Here is a 20,904-nt window from a genome sequence, read left to right as displayed (position 1 = left end):
ATCTATAATAATAAAACCCTCCCCTTAAATATTTTATAATTAATTGTAGGAGAGAAGATTAACGCAGATACACGGTATAACTTAAGTCAAAAAAAGCTTCAACCGGAAAGGTTGAAGCTTTGAGATTTCTGAATTGAACAAGACCTTAAAACAAACCGCTACGCACTTCAAACGTGCCTTCGCCAATTTTTACGCCTTCCGAGAACAGCTCAATCTGGTGTTTACCTTTTTTGAATGGAATGCCACGTTTATAAATGACATCCACCTGCTGCCCATTGCCCTGGTAGGTAATGTCTTTCTTGGTGGTAAAAATCATCTCCTTGTTCTGATACATAAAAGTGCCGGAGCCCGTCGCCATATCAGAAATAATAGCTCCCGAAGGATCCAGCACTCGTACGTAAATTTCCTTTTCGTTTTTCTCGGTCAGGGCATTATCGCCCAAACCAAAAGCAATTCGAATCTGATCAATCTTATCCGCTTTGATTTTTTCCCGCTGCTTGCCGTTCGAGTTAATGGCATACACCATCACGTTCTGAGCTTTCAGAGCGGCAGCAATGTTAATTTTATCAGTCAGTTCCTTATTGTTATTCTTCAAGGTGCTGAGCGAATCACCGTAAGACTGTTTGGTCTTTTCGATTTCCGTTTTCAGTCCTTCGTTATTGGTCGTCAGTTCCTGATTTTGAGTAGTGAGGAGTCCGTTTTCTTCTCGAAGTTTAACAATGTCTTTGTCCTTTTGGGCCAGAATTACGTTGTATTCCTTGATCTTCGCTTCGTACTTTTTGATATCGGCTTCAGTGGCGTTGATGATGTTTTGTTTATCGATTTCGAGTTTGGTTTTCAGTTGCATTAACTCGTCGATATTACCACCCAGCATACGGATTTCAGCAATTTTAGCATCCAGTTGCGTCGAGATGGAGTCGAGCTTGGTATTGGTCTTGATGATCTCGCGTTGTTGAGCTACTGTCCGGGACGAAAGCGTCTCCCGTTCATTCCTTTCGTTAAAGTACAGGAAGCCCAGAATGGCCACAAGTCCACCCATAACAACAAGGGCAGCAATGAAGTAATTTTTTTTGTCAGAGTCTTTCTGTGGTGTTGAGCGGGTATAATCGTAAGGTTCCATGCGTTTGTAATAAAATGGAGGTACGGGTAGACAAAACTACGGCTAAGACGGAACAAGTCAACAACTTATCCAGGAAAACCGAATTAGAAATTTAACGTTGTCCCCTAAAAGTGGTAGGCCGTTGACGAGTTTACCACTACTTTTGTGGAAACAATTATAGAATGAGCGTAGCTGAAAATCTGAATACAATTAAAAAAAACATGGCTGGTTATCCAGCTCGTTTGATTGCCGTTACCAAAACTCACCCCGTAGAAACGCTTCGTGAAGCTTACGAAGCTGGAGCCCGAATTTTTGGAGAAAACAAAGTGCAGGAGATGGTAGATAAGTGGAAGCAACTTCCCGAAGACATCCAGTGGCACATGATTGGCCACCTGCAAACAAATAAAGTCAAGCCGATTGCTCCCTTTGTATCCTTGATTCATTCCGTAGATAGTTTCAAATTATTGCTGGAGATTAACAAGCAGGCTGGAAAAGCTAAACGGGTGATTGACTGCTTATTGCAAATTCATATTGCCACCGAAGAAACAAAATTTGGATTCAGTTTTCAGGAGGCAGAGGCGGCCCTGCATTCAGAAGCTCTGAATGGTTTACAGAATGTGCGGATTGTAGGGTTAATGGGGATGGCTTCGAATACCGAAGATAACATTCAGGTACGAATGGAATTCCGGGGATTGAAGCAGTTTTTTGATCGTATGAAGGCAACGGTTCCGCAGACGGATCGTTGTCAGTTGCAGGAACTTTCCATGGGAATGAGCGGTGATTACGAAGCTGCCCTACAGGAAGGAAGCACGCTGATTCGCGTAGGTAGTGCCATTTTTGGAGCCCGCGAATACGCCGAATAATCAACCGGAAGGTTTTCAGAAAAAGGCTGGAGACCTTCCTTTTTTTCTTTCCCATGAACTTCAGAACCGAATTCACTATTCCTGCTTCTGACTGGAAAATCAACCTGGATTCGAGCGTCGTTTCGATGGGTTCCTGTTTCGCTGAAGTCGTCGGAACGCGTTTGCAACAGTATAAAATGGCAGGTTTGTATCAGCCGTTTGGTACGCTGTTTAGCCCAGTGGCCTTATTTAAAATCCTGTCCAATGCCTTGAAAGACCAGCCTGCGGATCCTCGGTTATTTTTGGAAAGGGAGGGACAGTGGTTGCATTATGATTTCCATTCCTCGATATCTGCTTCTAATCAGGAAGAGCTTAATCGGCTAATTACTAATCAGTTAGTGTCTTTAAAAGAATGTCTATCTAAAGCTCAGGTATTAATTCTGACTTTAGGTTCTTCGTGGGTGTATCAGCTCAATGATACGCCTGCTTACGTAGCCAACTGCCACAAACAGCCTGCCCGGATTTTTACGAAAGACTTGTTAAGCGTTAAAACGATTTGTAAGGAATTTGGTAACGTATATACCTTACTGAAGCAAATAAATCCGGGTTTACGTATTCTCTTAACCGTAAGTCCCGTACGTCATGCTAAAGACGGCATGATGGAGAATTCAGTGAGTAAGTCCATCCTGCGGGCGGCCTGTCATTACCTGATTACCGATTATCAAGACACCGCCTATTTCCCAGCCTATGAGTTACTACTGGACGATTTGCGGGATTACCGATTTTATGAAACCGATCTGGTTCATCCCAGCGAAATGGCTGAAGAGTATATCTTCGAAAAATTTCAGCAAACGTATTTTAGTAAAGAGCTAAGTCAGTTTGCAAAAGAGTGGCAACGGCTTACTAAAGCCCTGAACCACCGGCCTTTCCAACCAAACACGGGTACTTATCAAAGCTTTCTGGAAAAACTAAAAACCGATTTTCTTCAATTACCTGTAAATACGCAAATGGAAGTAAGCGAGATTGAGCGTCGCCTGAGCAATATCCGGCTATAAAATGCTTCTAAATAGGGGAAATACAGGAAGATAAACAAGGTGCTACGAAACTTACTGGTTACCTTTGTGGTTACGAATGGGCGGGTTTTAAAGGATTAAACCTCCATTGATGAATCTTACTTTATGGGCGAATTACGAATTAAGAAAGAAGATATTATTAAAGCTTTAGGGACCGTTGAAGAACCGGACTTAAAGAAGGATTTGGTTACCTTGAACATGATCAAGGATGTGGAGTTGGGCGTGGGTGAAGTACGTTTTACGGTGGTATTAACAACCCCGGCTTGTCCCCTGAAGGAGGTTATTCGTCAGCGTTGTGAAGATGCCATTCATGAGTTGGTTGACCCCGAATTACGGGTGGTAATTCATATGACGGCTGACGTAACAACGACAGCTTTCGGAAATAAAACAGTACTGTCAACGGTGAAGAACGTCATCGCCATTGCTTCCGGTAAAGGTGGGGTAGGAAAGTCGACCGTAACGGCAAACCTGGCGATTGCTCTGAAAAATTCAGGAGCTAAAGTCGGAATTCTGGACGCTGACATTTATGGTCCTTCGATTCCGGTGATGTTTGGTGCGGAAGATCTGCAACCAACCGTAACGGTACTAGAGGGTAAAAACATGATTAATCCCATTCTTCAGTATGGGATTAAAATGATTTCGATGGGATTTCTGGTTCCTGCCGACAGTCCGATGGTGTGGCGTGGTCCGATGGCCAGCCAGGCTCTGAAGCAGTTGATGGGGGACGTAAACTGGGGTGAACTGGATTATTTGTTAATCGACTTACCTCCCGGAACGGGCGATATTCACCTGACGCTGGTGCAGTCGGCTCCAATCACGGGTGCGGTCATTGTTACGACCCCTCAGAAAGTGGCTTTAGCTGATGCTAAAAAAGGACTGCAAATGTTCCTTCAGCCACAAATTAACGTTCCGGTTCTGGGAATCGTCGAAAATATGGCCTATTTTACGCCTGCTGAATTACCTGACAATCGGTATTATCTGTTTGGTAAAGGCGGTGGTAAATGGCTGGCTGAACATTATGAAATGCCCTTCTTAGGAGAAATTCCGTTGGTTCAGGGTATTCGTGAGGCTGGCGACGAAGGAAAACCCGCGGCTACTCAAATCGATAGTTTGACGGCGGTGGCTTTCCAGAAAACGGCTGAAAAATTAGCTCAGCAGGTAGCCATTCGAAACGCAACGCTTGAGAAGACCAAGCCCGTTGAAATGACAGTATAAGAAGCAAAAAACAGGAGTATTCATAAATTATTGGAACACTCTGCCTCTGAATATATAATTCAGACAGATCAAAAGCATTATCAGACTATAATGGAAACGAATCTCGAACATCCACTATCAGGGAAAGTAGAACAGGCCTTAAACAGTATTCGTCCGTATTTGGAAGCCGATGGTGGTAATGTCCGTATCATCGAAATTACGGATGATAACACCGTTAAGCTGGAGTTATTGGGAGCCTGTGGGTCCTGCTCTATGTCAGCTATGACCTTCCGCGGAGGCATTGAAGATGCCATCCGCCGTCAGGTTCCCGAAATATCAAGCATTGTTGCCGTGAACTTATAACGGTATTAGTATAATATTTCCGCTGGAGTAACCGTTACGGTAGCCTCCAGACTTGATTCTGCCTGTCCGGTATACTTCCCGTGTACCGGACTTATCATTTCCGGGGATGCTGAAACGGCCAGCACTAGATGTGATTCTGCTGCCAGACAGTTTTGCGTAGGATCAAAACCTCGCCAGCCCGCTCCGGGTAAATATACTTCTGCCCAGGCGTGAAGGTATTGCGGAGCATCTGAAGAGCCGATGTAGTAACCGCTTACAAACCGGGAAGCCAGCCCCAGACTCCGGCAACAGGCCATGTATAAACTAGCATAGTCGCGACAGGAACCTTTGCGGTTCTGAAGGGTATAGTCCGGCTCCTGAGGGAAGCCTGTTTCGCGAATTTCGTAGTTAAATTCTTCGTTGATAAATTCATTGAGTCGAATTAGGAATTGCAGGGTATCCCAGCGAGATTCCGTGGCAATGAGTTTAGTGAACTGCTCGACGGAGGGCGTAATGCCTTCTTTTTCCAGATACGGCGTTAATAATTTCCGTTCCTCTTGGGAGTACTTGATAGGTAACTTCTGAAATTCAAAGGGGTAAAGAATAAAATCGAAAGGATTGGATAAGCTCGTTTCTACTTCCGACTCAGCTATGAATTGAAGTTGATTGGTAGGTACGCTGAAGAATAACAAATGTTGAGTATTCCCTTCGGTATCAGAAATTTGAACCGTCTTGTCAGGCTCCGGTAAGATCTGAATTTTCGTGCTCTTTAATGACTGAAAGGCCGTTGATCGAGGCTGTAAATAAATCCGGTGGGGACTCAGAGTTACCGCCGAAGAATAGGTATAGTTCAGTTGATGACGTACACGATAAAGCATTGACGCTAAGAGGTTTTAAGGAAAACATAAGGAGAAAAACCAATCAGTCCCTTCGAGAGCAGTGAAAGAAAGGTAAAGGGCTTACATGCAAGATATGGTATATGGGTTATTTATCCAATGGATCTACCGCATTTTAGCAATCTCTTGAATGGATATTGCAGTAAAAATGAAAAAAGGATAATGAGTCCATTATCCTTTTTCTAGCCACAAAAGCTTCAGTAGTTAAGTCCGGTCGCTTACCAGGTTTTTCTGAGATTCGAATATGGGAGCCATCCAGTCACTGGGTAGTCGTTGGACAGACGATAGGAGTAATGCTCCCCACTGGTGAGCAATTTGTTCGACGTCTTCTTTTTCAAAACGATGCTCATGCATGTGAAAACTGTCTTTTTCGTAAACGGCCACATCAATTGGAAAATCTACATCGTTCGCACTAACCCGCGTAGAATCAAAGGACAAAAAGCCAATTTTTAAAGCGTCCTGAAGGGAAGTCTCAAAGCGTAGGCTCCGGCGTAGGATAGGGGTACCGTAGCCCGTATTGCCAATGATAAAAAAAGGAGTGTTGGGTCCCACCTCAATCCAGTTTCCTTCGGGATAAAGCATGTATAACTTATGCTCGTCGTCGTCCTGCAATTGTCCGCCCACGATGGCGTACAAATTGAAAGAAAGTCCCGCTTCGGCCAACGCTGATTTATCCTCCCGGGCTACTCGCCTGACCTGCTCACCAAAGGCATTAACGGCCTTGTATAGCTTATTGAAGTTCGCGTCTCTTTCGGCAATAACTTCCTGAAAATAGGTAATGGCCTTATCCCGCACGGAACGCAGGCCTGAAGTCATGATGAATAAGGAATGGTGCTCTACTTCGTGAATAGAAATCTTTTTATTGGTCGTTACTTCAGAACCAGACGTGAGGCGAGTATCCGCCAGAGCGACTAGCCCAGTTTTGGTTTTTATGCCCAGACAATACGTCATAAGTGGTAATGGGTGCTGCTAGCGTTAGGTTTTGATTTTGGTAATCAATGTCATGACTGATCTTTTACAGGAGAACAGAAACCCTAACAAAAGTAAATGTTTGTCGGAGCATAGATAAGGGATTGTCTTGCCTTTGCCAAACTAAATGACAGGTTTTAAATCAAAATAAGTTTCGAAAATCGCTTTTCCTACCTGATTGTTTTTTGACTGGAAGTTATCCAGAAATTCATGCAGGCCCGAGCTGAAAACGTCCTCGATCGTCATGAATTCAACCTCACTGCGAAGTTTACTTAACAAATGTTCGGCTGGGTTAGTGTAGCTGTTGCCGATATATCCTCCGGAGATTTCGTATAGTGAAAGTTCGGCCCGTTTCAGCGAGTGCATTACTGACCGGGGGAAGTTTTTTTCCAGAATCAGAAACTCTACAATGTGAGCGGGTGACATATTCTTGAATCGCTGGCGATACATGTTATAAGCCGAAACTGACTTTAATACCGAAGACCAGAGTAATAAATCGAGTGGCGAGCCTACCGCCGCTATTTCGGGCAGCAGCGTAAAGTATTTCACATCCAGGAAACGCGTGGTTTTATCGGCCCTTTCAAGCATTCGGCCAAGGCGGGCAAAATGCCATCCTTCGTTACGCGTGATGGTTGATTCAATGATCCCGTAAAACGTCTGGCAGCCCAGTTTGATATGCTCATAAAAATCCTGAAAATGAGTCATTTCCCAATTTTTAGATTGCGTGGCCGCTTCTTTAACCTTCCAGTACAAGGCATTAATCTGTTCCCACATTTCCCGTGAAATGGCCTCCCGAATGGTACGGGCATTCTCGCGGGCGTTTTGCAAACAGCTTAGAATGGAATTAGGGTTTTTGGGATCGAACGTCATGAAGAAAATAATATTCTCCCGACTGGTGGTTTCGTAATGCTTATAAAAAAGTTTATTGTCGGCGGTGGCAATGATCAGCGGCTCCCATTGTTCTTCTACATCTGGCGGTAAATCCAGCATCAGATTAAAATTAACATCTACAAATCGGGCATAATTATCCGCTCTTTCTACGTATCGATTTAACCAGTAAATAGAATTTGCAACGCGACTTAGCATAGCTTGAATGGGAATAATATTCGGTTAATTAATAATAATAAGGCTCAATATGGTTTAAATGATAGTCATTTCAAAATTATATTCTGAAATATTCCGTTTTATTTAAAACTATATTTTTTAGGTAATCCCTGAAGGGGATTAGATCAATCAGCAATATAGAGAAAGGTAACAAAAAACCCTCACTCGAAACGAATGAGGGTCTATGCTTATACCAGAACGGGAGATTATGCTCCGGCAAGTGCTTCCGCACCGGCCACAATCTCAAGGATTTCAGTAGTAATGGCAGCCTGGCGAGAACGGTTATACTCAATACGAAGGTTCTTTAAAAGTTCACCTGCGTTATCAGTAGCCTTGTCCATGGCCGTCATACGGGCACCGTGTTCAGAAGCATTGGATTCTAAAACGGCCCGGTATAATTGAATTTTGAGTGATTTCGGAATGAGTTCTTTAATGATTTCTTCTTCCGAAGGCTCAAAAATATAATCTCCTTTTACTGCATTATCGTCTGCTTCTTTTTCAACGATGGGTAAGAATTGCTCCACGCGAATGACCTGCGTAGCAACGTTCTTGAATTCGTTGAAAACGATTTCTACGATATCATACTGGCCTTTGACGAAAGCCGCCATGATGTCTTCTGCCGCCTGACGAACAACGGTAAAGCTCAATCGGGTAAAGGTATCTTCGTAGGCGTGGTTCACTTTGTAACCACGACGAGTAAAGAACTCGCCACCTTTTTTACCGATCGATAAAATATGTACGTTGCCTGCTTGCTGCTGAGCCGCGTATTTTTGATTAATAACCGTCTGGGCAGCCTTACTTACGTTCGCATTGAACGCACCGCAAAGACCGCGATCAGAGGTAATGACCACGATGAGAACTCGCTCGATGGGTCTTTCCTGTTTGTAGGGATTTTCCTGAGCACCTTCAGCCCCCGCCGAAACGGTTTGCAGCATTTCGCCCAGTTTATGAGCGTAAGGCCGCATCTGAATGATGCTGTCCTGGGCTCTACGCAGTTTAGCCGCCGCCACCATTTTCATGGCTTTGGTGATCTGCTGGGTAGAGTTTACGGAGGCAATCCGGTTACGAACTTCTTTTAAGTTAGCCATGGTGTTCGATGAAGAGACGTTCGATAGTGAGAGTAGATTAGCCCACTGTCTAATCAGACAATGGGCTACCGAACATCAGATCAGGCAACAGTCAGTTCGTACTTGAGTGATACTTCTTTCGCCACTTTTTCAAGGGTTGAAGTGATCGCATCATCGTACTTACCTGCTTTCAGTTGTTTTAATACGTCCGCGTTCTGATCACGGAGTAAGTTGATAAAATCAGCTTCAAATTGGCGAACCTGATTTACCGGAACTTTATCGATTAAGCCCTTGGTAGAAACGTGGATCATGGCCACTTGTTCTTCTACACGTTGAGGAGCTCCTTGTTTTTGAATCAGAATTTCGAGGTTACGACGACCGCGTTCGATGGTCAGTTTCGTAGCCGCATCGAGGTCAGAACCGAATTTCGCGAAAGCTTCGAGCTCACGGAATTGGGCCTGATCCAGTTTCAGCGTACCCGCTACTTTCTTCATCGACTTGATTTGAGCGTTACCACCTACGCGGCTTACCGAGATACCTACGTTGATTGCAGGGCGGATACCGGCGTTGAAGAGGTTAGACTCAAGGAAGATCTGTCCGTCAGTAATCGAAATTACGTTCGTTGGGATATACGCAGAAACGTCACCTGCCTGCGTTTCGATGATGGGGAGGGCCGTTAACGAACCGCCACCTTTCACGATGGGACGAATGCTTTCTGGTAAGTCGTTCATCTGAGCAGCGATCTCATCGTTAGCGATGATTTTCGCGGCACGCTCTAATAAACGGCTGTGCAGGTAGAATACGTCTCCGGGGTATGCTTCACGTCCGGGGGGACGACGAAGGAGCAGAGAAACCGTACGGTAAGCAACGGCCTGTTTCGATAAGTCGTCATAAACGACGAGAGCAGGACGGCCTGAGTCACGGAAGAATTCACCGATAGCAGCACCCGTAAAAGGAGCATAGAACTGCATAGGAGCAGAGTCAGACGCACCAGCGGCTACGATCACGGTGTAATCCATTGCACCAGCTTTACGAAGAGCTTGTTCTACCTGTTTGATGGTAGAGGCTTTCTGACCGCAGGCCACGTAGATACAATATACAGGCTGACCTGCTTCGTAGAATTCTTTCTGGTTAATGATGGTATCGATCGCTACGGTAGTTTTACCCGTTTGGCGGTCACCGATGATCAATTCCCGTTGGCCACGGCCTACAGGAATCATGGCGTCGATTGCTTTGATACCTGATTGCAGCGGTTCGGTTACAGGCTGGCGATAGATAACGCCGGGAGCTTTACGCTCGATAGGCATATCGTATAATTGACCAGCGATGGGGCCATTGCCGTCGATAGGCTCGCCCAGGGTATTAACCACACGACCAAGCATACCTTCACCCACGCGGATGGAGGCGATTTGACGAGTCCGTTTTACGGTGTCACCTTCTTTAATGTCAGAAGAATCACCTAATAACACGGCCCCGACATTGTCTTCTTCGAGGTTAAGAGCCAGAGCTTTAACGCCATTTTCAAAGGCGAGCAGCTCACCGGCTTGTACATTTGAAAGTCCGTAAATACGGGCCACACCGTCACCGATCTGGAGGACCGTACCCACTTCTTCGAGTTCGGCGGCAGACTTTGCTCCGGAAAGTTGCTCCCGTAATATCGCCGATACCTCGTCGGGTCTAACTGATGCCATACAGCAGTATTGGAAAGTTATATGAAACTCAGAGTTATTAATCTGTTTTCAGAGTGTGGAAAGAGTATGAACTCTGAAATCGCCCGCAAAATTAGCGACGAAATTTGATTTTCCGTAGGTAATCGAAACTTTTTCCTGTCTTTATTTTATACTTTTCTTAGAAAATGCGTTTGTAGGCAAACTTATAATTTGAATTTACAGATAAAGTGTTTAGTACAGTTCATCTCTTTGACGTATAGATAGATTCGTAAGAGTACAGTAGAACTTCATAAGTAATCTGAAACCATTATACAAGCCGCATACTAAAAGTTACAAGGCTATTAATAGGATTTAAGTATGAATTAATTGATGTTTATGAATAATTATTACTAATTAACGTTTTCTTAATTAGACATAGTATATAGTACTCTAGAGTGATTGATAAATTTGCTTAAGTTGGAACACTAATCAATCACTCATGAACAAACTTTTACAATTCTTTGTAACTGCCTTTTTCCTTAGCTGTTATTTTCAAAGCTTTGCCCAGGATTCCATTTTGTCGTATGATTTTACGACAAAATCGCCCGCAGCAGGTAGCTGGACTCCCAGTGGCTTATCAAGTATAGGGAAAAATGGCTGTACCGGTGACGGGTATTCTGCTCAAAGCTGGGACCCAGGCGATTATATTGAAATAGCCGCCAGTACTTCGGGCTTTACCGGTCCGTTCACGATCAGCTTCAATTCAAGAACATCTAATACCGGAACGAGTGACGTATTAGCCGTTCAAATCTCTTCAGGCAATACGGGGAGCAACTTTGTAGAATTAGGTACTTATAGTTTAACGACTACCTGCGGTAAAATATCTTTTAGCACGCCGGGAAATGCTACGGACTATGATAACAATGCTAATGTAAAAATTCGGATCATTAAAAAAAGTGGTAATTCTAATGGTGGTAACCACAGAATTGATGATTTCCTATTTACAGGGTATAGTGTTGCCCCTACCTTATTGACTTCAGCATCTTCCGTTTCTTCGCTGACGTACGAAGAAGGTAGTAGCGTATCAAATGCTAAAACATTCAATTTGTCGGGGCGTAATCTTAATCCGGCCAGCGGTTCTATTGCATTGACTGCTCCTGAAAATTTTGAGATTTCATTAGATAATACCACTTTCAGTAACACCCTCTCGGTATCTTACAGTAGTAATGCTTTAGCCAGCACACCCGTGTACGTTCGCCTGAAGACAGGACTGCCCGCGGGTGCCTATCCTTCTTCTGGAACAAGTGATCTTACTATTTCCGGTGGAACGGCTAACGTAGTAGTAAAAGTAAGTGGTTATGTCTCTCAAGTGCCTACGGGTACTGAGCCTTGTGCCGCCGCATCTGTCCCTATTTCTTCGGCTCGGGCTGGTTCAGTTGGGGCTACCTTCACGGTGACGGGTAGAATTACAGGAATTTTTTCCGGTACTAACATTTATATTCAGGATGCTACGGGCGGAATTTTAATTTACGATAACGCAGGCAAACAACCTGAAGAGCTTCGGGTTGGAGATGAAGTTCAAGTGACCGGAAACCTTACCGAATACAATACTGAAAAAGAACTGGCTTCTTTAACTTGTTTTCAAAAGACGACGGCAGCTAATAATCCAGTAACTCCGCTGGTCATTGCACCTGCTGATTTATGTAACCATCAGGGAGAATTGATTACTCTGAATGAAGATGTAACCGTTTCGAGTCCCGCAGGAACAACCTTTCTTGGCTCCAATACGAACTATACGTTAAGTAACGGGCTTATTATGCGAGTTTTAAGTTCGACGAATCTCTCGGGAGCGACTCGCCCTTCTTCCGCTTTCAAACCAACGGGTGTCGTAACAATCTTTAATAATGGCTGTCAAATCTTACCTCGTTCGGTAGAAGACGTTCCTGGCTCAACGCCTCTACAGGGGGGAAGCTGCGGAACGGCTACGGCTTCGACGAGTGAAACTAAACTGGAAGTAACCAACTGGAACGTGGAATGGCTAGGAAATACGCAGTATGGCCCCACCAACGAAACGCTTCAGTTGAACAACGTGAAAACCGTACTGAGTAACATTGGCTCGGACGTATTCATGTTGCAGGAGGTTTGTAGTTATAATGCGGCTAACCCTTCCGATCCTTCCACTTCATTCGGAGCGTTAATTCAGGGCCTGAATGCTACGTATCCTACTCGTCAGTATGCGGGTGAGTGTTCTTCACGTTATTCGTATTCAGAAGTTGCCAGCCCTGATCCAATGGGGCAGCGGGTTTGTATCATTTATCGTACGGATCAGATCACGAAAGTGGCTTCTCGTCCCTTACTGACGAACGCTCCCGTAACGAACTATCCTACGGGTAATAATTCACAATTCTGGGCTTCTGGTCGTTTACCCTTCCTGTTCCAGGCAGACGTAAAGCTAAATTCTGCGACCGAAGCGACCCGAATGAACTTCATCGTATTACACGCCAAGTCGGGTTCAGACGTGGCTTCGTATGACCGTCGTGTCTATGACTATAAAGTGCTGTATGATTCCTTGCAGGCACAATTTGCTTCGGAAAAAATCATCATGGCTGGTGACTTCAACGACGACGTAGATCAGTCCATCGCGGGAAGCAACCAAATCAGTAGTATAAAGGCTTTCCTGTATGCGAATCCCGCTACGACCAACATCGCCGATACGCGTCCAAATGCCAACTGGAGCTGTCTGTCGCGGATTTTCAGTACTGCTGGCTGTGCCAGTACGGTTAGCTATTCTGATTATATCGATCACGCTTTCGTTTCAAATGAAATCGTTTCTACAAATTCAGGGGGGCGTACGCTGGCAAGTGTTGTTTCGGTAGATGGCATTTACTCGCTGCGTCCTAGCGTGAGTAACTATGCTAATACGACTACAGATCACTATCCTACGTTTACACAAGTATCAATCACCGCTGATAATCCAACTCCGGTAACCTGGCTGGACTTCAAAGGAAAGTTAAACGAAGCGGAGCAGGTGGAATTAACCTGGGCTACGGCGAGCGAAAAGAACAACAGCCATTTCGAAATTCAGCGGAGTAAGGACGGACAGAACTTTGAAACATTAGCCAATGTAGCAGGTAAAGGAAACAGCACTTCGGTAATTCGCTATCAGTACCTAGACGAAACCCCCGGAAGTGGCCTGAATTATTACCGCCTGAAGCAAATGGATGTGAATGGTAATGCTGAAGTTTCACGAGCAATCTCCGTTGAAGTAGACGCCCTGCGGGTAGGTCCAAACCCGACTGCTAATGTCATCAGAGTAGATAGCAAGGGCCTGGTTGAAGTTCAGTTGTACAGCTTATCAGGAGTATTGCTGAAAAAGTCTTCGACGAATGAAATACAAATGACGGAGTTGGCTTCGGGTTCATACCTACTGAAGATTAGTACAGCCCATTCAACGACTTACAGAAAAGTAGTTAAACAATAAGTAACTCGTAATTTTCAGTAGTTTCTGGGAAGATTGAGAAACGTAAGTTTAGTCTTTGATTAGTAATTGTTTGACTAATAATTTGTTGATTTTTAATGAAGAGGAAGCTTGCTTAAGGGCTTCCTCTTTACTTTCTTTTGAGATTAAAAAATACATTTATGCTAGAATAGCTTTTGATAATTTACTATTGTTGTACCGATGAAACGATTTTTTGCCACTTATTTTACTACAAAAAGCTGAGTTTGCCCTCTTGCTCTAGTATTATTTGGGTAGCCGTTGTTTCCGCCAAAAAAACACTACTTAAACTAATGAAGAACATTTATTCGTTTTTCAGGGGTTGCCTCTTTGCCTGGGCAATCGGATCTTCATTCTTGGCTAAAGCCCAGATTTCTGTTACTTACCCCGTTTCTCGTATGGTTATTCAGAGAAACAATGCAAACCAAGCTGCCCTTTACATGTCTGGAAAAATCGCACAATCAGTGGATCGTGTGCAGGCTCGTTTACTAAAAAGAACAGGTGAGGGAGGAACTGCTGTTGATTGGCAAACCATTCAGACTAATCCCGAGAACGGTGTCTTTTATGGGTTTATTCAGGCTACCGGCGGTCGATATGATCTTGAAATTCGGGGCATGAAAGGTCAAAATCAGGTAGGGTCTGTCGCTCGAGTAGAAAAGGTAGGTATCGGTGAAGTGTTCTTGATTGTGGGCCATTCAAATGCACAGGGAGGCGATGGCTATAGTCCCAGTATTCCCTATGAAGAGTCCAATACAGTTTATCAGGATCAGGTAAACAGCATTGATTTTCGCGAGTCTTCACCGACGTATATTCCTTACTGGTATGAAACAGCTAGTCCGGATGATTTACCGGCTCTGGTTCCTTCGCAGCTTTGTCTCGAATGTGGCATGGCTCCGGGAGCTCCCCGCTGGTTCTGGGGCCGAATGGGAGAGGCACTCGTGCAAAAGTTAAATGTTCCCGTGTTGTTCTACAACGCGGCTTTTGGAGGAACTAACATTGAAATGACGTATAAGGCTGCTTACGACATTCCTTTTGATCATGGTTTTGTGCGGTATAGCCTGCGGCACCCTTACGTAAATATTAGGAACGTCTTAAAGAAATACGCTCCACAGTCTGGAATTAGGGGCATCCTTTCTGGGCATGGTTCAAATGACCGCCTGAATGTTGGTAAAGATTTTGAAGATCAATACATCAAGGTTATTGAGAAAACGCGTCAGGAATTGGGTTACCAGTCTCTGGCCTGGCTTGTAGCCCAGGATTGCTGGAGTGCGGGAAGATGTTATGGAAAATATGAACAATCGGATGCTAACAATACTGAACACATTACGAAAGCCCAGCTAAACTTAGTGGCTAAAGTAAGTGATGTTTTTGCGGGAGCAGATTTAAATACTATTGAAAGTGACGGTCGAATGGATATCATTCACTTCAATCAGACGGGGCAGAAAAAAGCCGCCGCCGCATGGGTGAAGGCTATCACTGAACCTCAGAATAACATTTCATTTTTATCAAAGTCGCAGCCTATGATTGCCAAAACGCCTGCTCCGGTGACGGCTAATCCAACAGCAGTCACTTCGGTAAAAACGGGTGCATGGTCTGATCCCTCCACCTGGAATTGCAATTGTGTGCCTAATTACTCGACGGAAGTAACGATTCAGGCGGCTCACGAAGTGACCATTAAAGGCGTGTTCTTTGCGAAAAAGCTGGTAAACAGGGGTAAACTCACGTATCAAACCAACTGAAAAGTTAAGCGAGGAAGCAAAAGCCGGAAATTCAGCAATGGATTTCCGGCTTTTTTGTTAAAATTTGGCAATACAGGCACGTTATTAAGATTTATTAGGAAGAAGGGAAGCCAAATTTCCTTTTTACGCTATAATTTTCATCAATTGCTAACGTTTTAGATAGGTATTAAAAGTAATTTCTATCTTCGTTCGTTTAATTTATTTCACTACCAACTATCCCTTTCTGAGAAGGCCTGTACTTCAAAATCAGTAAGTTTGCTTCATGAAAAAAAGTAGTATTGCTATTATTCTGGTGTCCTGTTCGTTAACGGCCCTTGCACAAACGAAGAAACCCGCTCCTAAACCCGTAGCTAAAAAACCAGTAGCTGCAAAGACGGCTGTGTCCCCCGCGTCTGCTTTGAAAACGTCGATGGATTCCGTGAGTTATGCCATTGGTATGGACATTGCCCGTAGCCTGAAAAACCCTTCGCTGACTAATCTGAACCTGGATCTGGTGGCTAAAGCCGTTCGGGATTCCAAGGATGAAAAATACGCTCTGACCCAGGAGCAATACCAAAGCACCCTTGCCAATTTCAGTGCCAAAATGCGTTCTTCGCAGGAGGCAGAGCAGGCTAAAGCTCAGGCTGAAAACGCAAAGAAATTTGAGCCTAATCGTTTGGCTGGAGAAAAATTCCTGGCAGAGAACAAAACGAAAGATAGTGTTGTTACTACGTCTAGTGGACTGGAATACAAGATTTTGAAACAGGGTAATGGAGCAAAACCAACCCTGGCTGATAAAGTAAAAACGCATTACCACGGTACTTTAATTGACGGAACCGTATTTGATAGCTCCGTGGAACGTGGCGAACCGATTAGCTTCCCACTGAACGGGGTGATTCAGGGCTGGCAGGAAGGCTTACAGTTAATGCCAGTGGGTTCTAAATTCCGTTTTTACATACCTTATCAGTTGGCGTACGGCGAACGTGCCGCTGGTCAGATTCCCCCGTATTCAGCTCTGATTTTTGATGTTGAATTATTAGAAATTGAAAAGTAAAGAGTCGTTGGTTTGAACCCCCGATCCCTATAGCAAAGATTAAATAGAAGCAACGGGGTAAATGTCGGGTATTGTTTTTTTAGATACTCTTTGCCGATTAATACCCACATTTTCCGACGATTAATGCCTCAAGATAACATGTCTATGAAAAGCTATTTGCTCGCCTTTGTGCCGCTGGTGTTATTGGGGTTTCAACGAGAACATCCCTCTGAATCCCAGCACTTCAGCTCGGATCAACCCACTGTTTTAGTACCTACGGCTTCTCAGAAAGAAGTTGAAAAAGTAGTCACCACCATTCTTTCTTCATACCACTACCGCCGAATGCCACTGGATGATTCGCTCTCCTCTAAAGTTTGGACGAATTACCTGAAGGAAGTGGATAATGGTAAAGCCTACTTGCTGGCTTCTGACGTACAGGCCTTTGAAAAGTATCGCTACCAGATTGATGATTACCTTCAGGCTGGTAATCTTACCCCGGCGTATGATCTGTTCAATCTGTTCATGAAACGTTTTCACGAACGTATGGCCTACGTTAGTAAGCTGACAGATAAGCCTTTTGATTTCAGCAAAGACGAGTCTTACGAAACCAATCGTGACAAAGCTCAGTGGGCTAATAGCACAGCCGAGCTGGATGATTTGTGGCGTAAAATTGTGAAGAGTCAGGCTCTGGATTATAAACTTCAGGGTAAGAAAGACACCGCTATTTACCGACTGATTAAGGATCGTTACGTGAACCTTGACAAGCAAACCAGTAAGGTAAAGAGTGATTACGTTTTTCAGTCCTTCATGAATTCCTTTGCTGAAGTGATTGATCCGCACACGAGTTACATGGCTCCGCCGGATGCCTCTCGTTTCAAGGATGAAATGGCTCAGTCATTTGAAGGAATCGGGGCTACTTTAACGCCTGAAAATGATTACACGAAAATCCGTGAATTAGTACCCGGTGGTCCGGCTATGAAAAGTGGTCAGGTTCGTGAGAACGACCGCATCGTAGGGGTAGCTCAGGGCACAAATGGCCAGATGGTTGACGTAGTTGGCTGGGCATTGGATGATGTAGTGAAACTGATTCGTGGCCCTAAAGGCACAACGGTTCGGCTGAATATTCTGAAGCCAGATGCTCTTCCCGGAAGTCAGCCTCATGAAATCAAAATTGTTCGCGATAAAGTGAAGCTGGAGGACGGTGTAGCGAAAGCAGAAATCGTTCCGATGACTTACGGTAACAAGGAATATCGCATGGGAGTCATTACGCTGCCCGGTTTCTATCAAAACTTTGATGAAATGCGGAAAGGCGATAAGGATTATACTTCCACCAGCCGTGATGTTCAGCGTTTCCTGGAACAGTTTAAGCAGGCTAAAGTAGACGGAGTTGTGCTGGATTTACGCTATAATGGCGGTGGTTCACTGGATGAAGCGATCAAACTGACGGGCTTGTTCATTAAAGACGGTCCGGTTGTTCAGGTGAAAGATGCCATGGGTCGTATCGATGCCGATGATGATCCAGATCCACAACAGGTATATGCAGGTCCGCTGGCGGTTATCGTAAACCGTTTTAGTGCCTCCGCTTCCGAGATTTTTGCTGGAGCTATTCAGGATTACAAACGTGGTTTGGTGATTGGAGGAACGACTTACGGTAAAGGAACTGTTCAGCAGTTACTTGATCTGAACCAATTCCTGCCCAAGGAAACGGAAAAAGTAGGGTTACTGAAAATGACGCGTGCCAAATTCTACCGGATTACGGGTAGCAGTACGCAGCATAAAGGAGTTACGCCAGATATTGAGTTACCTTCTCGTTTCAGTGCCGAAGAATTCGGTGAAAGCTCTCAACCAACGGCTTTGCCCTGGGATCAGATCAAACCAAGTGTGTTTACGGAATACACCAATGTAGATCCAAAGACCCTTGAAAAACTGCGGACGAAGTACAACGAACGTTATAAGGCGGATCCCGATCTATTACGCCTGACGGCTGAAGTTTCGGACTTCCAGAAAAATAAAGACAAGACCTTGCTTTCGTTGAACGAAGCGAATCGTCGGAAGGAAATGGAAGAGGCGAAAAAGCGGAAAGACGAGCTGGCTAAACTCGGAGAAGGTAAACCTAATCCTTATGAAGTAGTGTTGCTGGGCGATAAGTTAACCCAACTCGGCACTGCCGGTGGAGGAATGCCTGGACAGGACGTTGCTTCGGCTGATATTCGTCAGAAGATGAAAGAGAATTTCATTTCTAAATTCAAGGAAGACGCCGAGCTAAAAGAGTCCATTCGGATTTTAGCAGACTGGATTTCTCTGAAATAATACCGATAGTCGATTAAAAGGGAGCTGGACATGAATGTTCAGCTCCCTTTTTTTGTGGATTTCAAAATTTACCTGACTTTTGCAGCGATCATAAATAACCTCTAATTCCATGCGTATTGTCCTAGTTCTATTACTTTGTCTGAATCTTACCTCATCGTTCAGCCAGTCTTCCCCAGCCAAAGATTCCCGTTTGTACGAAATGCGGGTATATTATTCACCCGAGGGAAAGCAACCTGATTTAATGAACCGTTTCCGAAATCACACCATGCGTATTTTTGCCAAACATGGGATGACTAACGTAGGTTACTTTGTTCCCCAACACAAACCCGATAGCTGTCTGATTTATTTCCTGTCGTACCCCAATCGAGCGGCTCGCGATTCGAGCTGGAAAGCGTTTAGTAATGACCCGGAGTGGAAGAAAGTAGCCAGCGAATCTGAAAAAAATGGTAGGATCGTTTCTAAGGTTATCAGCCAGTTCTTTCACACCACCGACTTTTCTCCAGCCCTAGATATGAGTCCTAAGGGGAACCGAGTGTTTCAGCTTCGTACCTATAAAACGACTCCTTACAACTTGCCTTTATTACTAGCTCGGTTTCGGAACCATACTACGAAGCTATTCGAAAAACACGGCATGAATAATTTCATTTATTGGACGCAGGACGACGCAGATAACATTCTCATGTATCTATTGACCCAGCCTAGTAAAGAAGCAGGAGAGAAGGCCTTCAAAGCTTTCCGCGAAGACCCGGAATGGATCTCGGTTCGGACAGCTTCGGAGAAATTAGCCAACGGCTCATTAACCGAATGGGTAACCAATCTTTATTTAGTACCAACGGATTTTTCTCCTCTGAAATAAATTCAGCAAAAAAGGCTTCCGATCGGAAGCCTTTTTTGCTACTAAGTTTTTGCAGTCATTGTAATGATAAGTAGTTGATTGTTTTTGGTTGATAGTCAATTTTTTACAACAAAAAAGTGTATTATTAAATTGTTATAAGAACTTGGATGGTTCGGTTGTAAAACGTAGACTATCAATCTATCAACTGATAACCAAAAACGAACAACTATTTACTTAACCTGTTTACAGCGTTCTTTGATGTCCCGCCAGTTGGTTAAAATAATGTCATTCTGTTCGATGTATTTTCTTAATTCGGGATCAAGCATGGCTAATAGATCGCCCTTGCGGGTAGGGCCTGAATCCGAAATGATTGAAAACTGAGGCGTAGGGTCTGTGCAATGCACAATGATCATCGTTAGTCCGGGCTTACATTCTTTTAATAACGCAAGAAACTTCTGAGTTTTATAAGCTCGTAAATTCTGATCAGTAAGGGGTTGTCCAGCGGGAGACTTCCAGCTATAGGTTTCGGTAAAAAGATCATCCAGCACGGGTAAACGGGCCGCCCAAAGTTTTTCTCCAATCATTTTAGTCGCTTTCACATCAATCGGGCTTTCCTTTTGAATCAAGGTATTATGACCACCCGGAAACATCACGGGAATCTTCTCTTCGATCCCTACTTTAACGTAGCGTTCTATAAACTTAGGCTGGAAAAGCGTTCCCATATGTGAATCGATATGTGAAGGTTCTAGCCCAAACTGACGAAATTGGGCAATCTGAGCTCTAATCTCACTTTCCACTTCGTCGGGCGAGGCATGGGAGACAACCTCCGCAACGCCTCGCCAGTAGTAACCCTGTGGATCATAAAGACCAGGAGTTTTTTCCCTACCAGTTAAGGGCTGCCAGCGATAATCTTTCCATTCGGAGGTTAAAGTGAGATGAACACCTAAATCCCAGGTTGGGTTTTGTTGAGCCAGGTTCATGAAATGAGGTACCCAGGGACAGGGCATCATCACACTCGTCGAGGTCGCCACGCCACTACTTAGGGCTTTGCGGGTGCCTTCGTTAGAGTCGTAACTCATTCCGGCGTCGTCAACGTGAAAAATGATGACTTTCTTCCCTTTCGGAAACCCCAGCTTTTCGGCGTACGTCTGAGCGGAAACCACTTGGGTTAACGCAAGGCAAAAAATCGTGAGGATTAATTTCATGCTAGTAAAGTAGTAAAAGAGGGAATGCAAAAAGCCAGTACCTTAAAGATACTGGCTTTTAAAATAAGGGAG

Annotated in this window: 16 protein-coding genes; 9 read left to right on the top strand and 7 right to left on the bottom strand. The window is 44.4% G+C overall.

Translation table 11 applies throughout. The features are described from left to right. Window positions 1-145: 145 nt before the first annotated feature. Complete coding sequence (locus tag QE357_RS13650) at window positions 146-1,120, bottom strand: hypothetical protein (RefSeq protein WP_307143424.1); 975 nt, start codon at window positions 1,118-1,120, stop codon at window positions 146-148. Window positions 1,121-1,281: 161 nt separating this feature from the next. On the opposite strand from QE357_RS13650, the gene QE357_RS13645 reads away from it, so the two are divergent. The 4 genes from QE357_RS13645 to QE357_RS13630 all read left to right on the top strand — a co-directional run bounded on the left by QE357_RS13645 (window position 1,282) and on the right by QE357_RS13630 (window position 4,571). Further along, window positions 1,282-1,962, top strand: coding sequence for a YggS family pyridoxal phosphate-dependent enzyme (locus QE357_RS13645; RefSeq protein ID WP_106635881.1), 681 nt, complete (start codon window positions 1,282-1,284; stop codon window positions 1,960-1,962). A gap of 53 nt (window positions 1,963-2,015) precedes the next feature. Then, window positions 2,016-2,996, top strand: a complete 981-nt coding sequence (locus tag QE357_RS13640) for a GSCFA domain-containing protein (protein ID WP_309708352.1) — start codon at window positions 2,016-2,018, stop codon at window positions 2,994-2,996. A gap of 123 nt (window positions 2,997-3,119) precedes the next feature. After that, on the top strand, window positions 3,120-4,229 hold the full coding sequence (locus QE357_RS13635) for an Mrp/NBP35 family ATP-binding protein (protein ID WP_106635883.1): 1,110 nt from the start codon (window positions 3,120-3,122) through the stop codon (window positions 4,227-4,229). A gap of 90 nt (window positions 4,230-4,319) precedes the next feature. Further along, window positions 4,320-4,571, top strand: coding sequence for a NifU family protein (locus tag QE357_RS13630; protein WP_106635884.1), 252 nt, complete (start codon window positions 4,320-4,322; stop codon window positions 4,569-4,571). A 5-nt stretch (window positions 4,572-4,576) separates the two neighbouring features. Here the strand turns inward: QE357_RS13630 and QE357_RS13625 are convergent, their stop codons facing one another. From QE357_RS13625 to atpA, 5 genes are all read right to left on the bottom strand, one after another. Beyond that, on the bottom strand, window positions 4,577-5,428 hold the full coding sequence (locus QE357_RS13625) for a transglutaminase family protein (RefSeq protein WP_106635885.1): 852 nt from the start codon (window positions 5,426-5,428) through the stop codon (window positions 4,577-4,579). Between the two features lie 222 nt (window positions 5,429-5,650). Continuing rightward, window positions 5,651-6,397 carry a peptidase gene (locus QE357_RS13620; protein WP_307143421.1) on the bottom strand — a complete coding sequence of 249 codons (747 nt, stop codon included), beginning with the start codon at window positions 6,395-6,397 and terminating at the stop codon, window positions 5,651-5,653. 141 nt (window positions 6,398-6,538) lie between these two features. Further along, on the bottom strand, window positions 6,539-7,501 hold the full coding sequence (locus tag QE357_RS13615) for an alpha-E domain-containing protein (protein ID WP_106635886.1): 963 nt from the start codon (window positions 7,499-7,501) through the stop codon (window positions 6,539-6,541). 224 nt (window positions 7,502-7,725) lie between these two features. Further along, window positions 7,726-8,607, bottom strand: coding sequence for an ATP synthase F1 subunit gamma (gene atpG, locus QE357_RS13610; RefSeq protein WP_106635887.1), 882 nt, complete (start codon window positions 8,605-8,607; stop codon window positions 7,726-7,728). A gap of 80 nt (window positions 8,608-8,687) precedes the next feature. Further along, a complete protein-coding gene (gene atpA, locus QE357_RS13605) occupies window positions 8,688-10,277 on the bottom strand; it encodes a F0F1 ATP synthase subunit alpha (protein WP_106635888.1) in 1,590 nt (529 codons plus the stop codon). A gap of 457 nt (window positions 10,278-10,734) precedes the next feature. Between atpA and QE357_RS13600 the strand changes: the two genes are divergently transcribed. From QE357_RS13600 to QE357_RS13580, 5 genes are all read left to right on the top strand, one after another. Next, window positions 10,735-13,716, top strand: a complete 2,982-nt coding sequence (locus QE357_RS13600; RefSeq protein ID WP_309708343.1) for a DUF5689 domain-containing protein — start codon at window positions 10,735-10,737, stop codon at window positions 13,714-13,716. A 455-nt stretch (window positions 13,717-14,171) separates the two neighbouring features. Beyond that, window positions 14,172-15,470: a sialate O-acetylesterase gene (locus tag QE357_RS13595; RefSeq protein ID WP_198555160.1), complete on the top strand. Its 1,299-nt coding sequence runs from the start codon at window positions 14,172-14,174 to the stop codon at window positions 15,468-15,470. 262 nt (window positions 15,471-15,732) lie between these two features. Next, entirely contained in the window at window positions 15,733-16,503 is a 771-nt protein-coding gene (locus QE357_RS13590) for an FKBP-type peptidyl-prolyl cis-trans isomerase (RefSeq protein ID WP_106635891.1), read from the top strand. A gap of 144 nt (window positions 16,504-16,647) precedes the next feature. After that, window positions 16,648-18,792, top strand: a complete 2,145-nt coding sequence (locus QE357_RS13585; protein WP_309708338.1) for a carboxy terminal-processing peptidase — start codon at window positions 16,648-16,650, stop codon at window positions 18,790-18,792. A 109-nt stretch (window positions 18,793-18,901) separates the two neighbouring features. Next, window positions 18,902-19,648: an NIPSNAP family protein gene (locus QE357_RS13580; RefSeq protein WP_309708335.1), complete on the top strand. Its 747-nt coding sequence runs from the start codon at window positions 18,902-18,904 to the stop codon at window positions 19,646-19,648. Window positions 19,649-19,857: 209 nt separating this feature from the next. On the opposite strand, the gene QE357_RS13575 is transcribed toward QE357_RS13580, so the two are convergent. Further along, window positions 19,858-20,832 (bottom strand): polysaccharide deacetylase family protein, encoded by a 975-nt coding sequence (locus QE357_RS13575; RefSeq protein WP_309708332.1) that lies wholly within the window; start codon window positions 20,830-20,832, stop codon window positions 19,858-19,860. Window positions 20,833-20,904 lie beyond the last annotated feature (72 nt).

It is taken from the genome of Siphonobacter sp. SORGH_AS_0500, from assembly GCF_031453245.1.
Classification (GTDB): Bacteria; Bacteroidota; Bacteroidia; order Cytophagales; family Spirosomataceae; genus Siphonobacter.
This window is presented reverse-complemented; position numbering and strand designations above follow the sequence as displayed.

Bases quoted from the DNA above. Each gene is read 5' to 3' on its own strand.
- QE357_RS13650 (WP_307143424.1), bottom strand. From the start codon at position 1,120: ATGGAACCTTACGATTATACCCGCTCAACACCACAGAAAGACTCTGAC.
- QE357_RS13645 (WP_106635881.1), top strand. From the start codon at position 1,282: ATGAGCGTAGCTGAAAATCTGAATACAATTAAAAAAAACATGGCTGGT.
- QE357_RS13640 (WP_309708352.1), top strand. From the start codon at position 2,016: ATGAACTTCAGAACCGAATTCACTATTCCTGCTTCTGACTGGAAAATC.
- QE357_RS13635 (WP_106635883.1), top strand. From the start codon at position 3,120: ATGGGCGAATTACGAATTAAGAAAGAAGATATTATTAAAGCTTTAGGG.
- QE357_RS13630 (WP_106635884.1), top strand. From the start codon at position 4,320: ATGGAAACGAATCTCGAACATCCACTATCAGGGAAAGTAGAACAGGCC.
- QE357_RS13625 (WP_106635885.1), bottom strand. From the start codon at position 5,428: ATGCTTTATCGTGTACGTCATCAACTGAACTATACCTATTCTTCGGCG.
- QE357_RS13620 (WP_307143421.1), bottom strand. From the start codon at position 6,397: ATGACGTATTGTCTGGGCATAAAAACCAAAACTGGGCTAGTCGCTCTG.
- QE357_RS13615 (WP_106635886.1), bottom strand. From the start codon at position 7,501: ATGCTAAGTCGCGTTGCAAATTCTATTTACTGGTTAAATCGATACGTA.
- atpG (WP_106635887.1), bottom strand. From the start codon at position 8,607: ATGGCTAACTTAAAAGAAGTTCGTAACCGGATTGCCTCCGTAAACTCT.
- atpA (WP_106635888.1), bottom strand. From the start codon at position 10,277: ATGGCATCAGTTAGACCCGACGAGGTATCGGCGATATTACGGGAGCAA.
- QE357_RS13600 (WP_309708343.1), top strand. From the start codon at position 10,735: ATGAACAAACTTTTACAATTCTTTGTAACTGCCTTTTTCCTTAGCTGT.
- QE357_RS13595 (WP_198555160.1), top strand. From the start codon at position 14,172: ATGTCTGGAAAAATCGCACAATCAGTGGATCGTGTGCAGGCTCGTTTA.
- QE357_RS13590 (WP_106635891.1), top strand. From the start codon at position 15,733: ATGAAAAAAAGTAGTATTGCTATTATTCTGGTGTCCTGTTCGTTAACG.
- QE357_RS13585 (WP_309708338.1), top strand. From the start codon at position 16,648: ATGAAAAGCTATTTGCTCGCCTTTGTGCCGCTGGTGTTATTGGGGTTT.
- QE357_RS13580 (WP_309708335.1), top strand. From the start codon at position 18,902: ATGCGTATTGTCCTAGTTCTATTACTTTGTCTGAATCTTACCTCATCG.
- QE357_RS13575 (WP_309708332.1), bottom strand. From the start codon at position 20,832: ATGAAATTAATCCTCACGATTTTTTGCCTTGCGTTAACCCAAGTGGTT.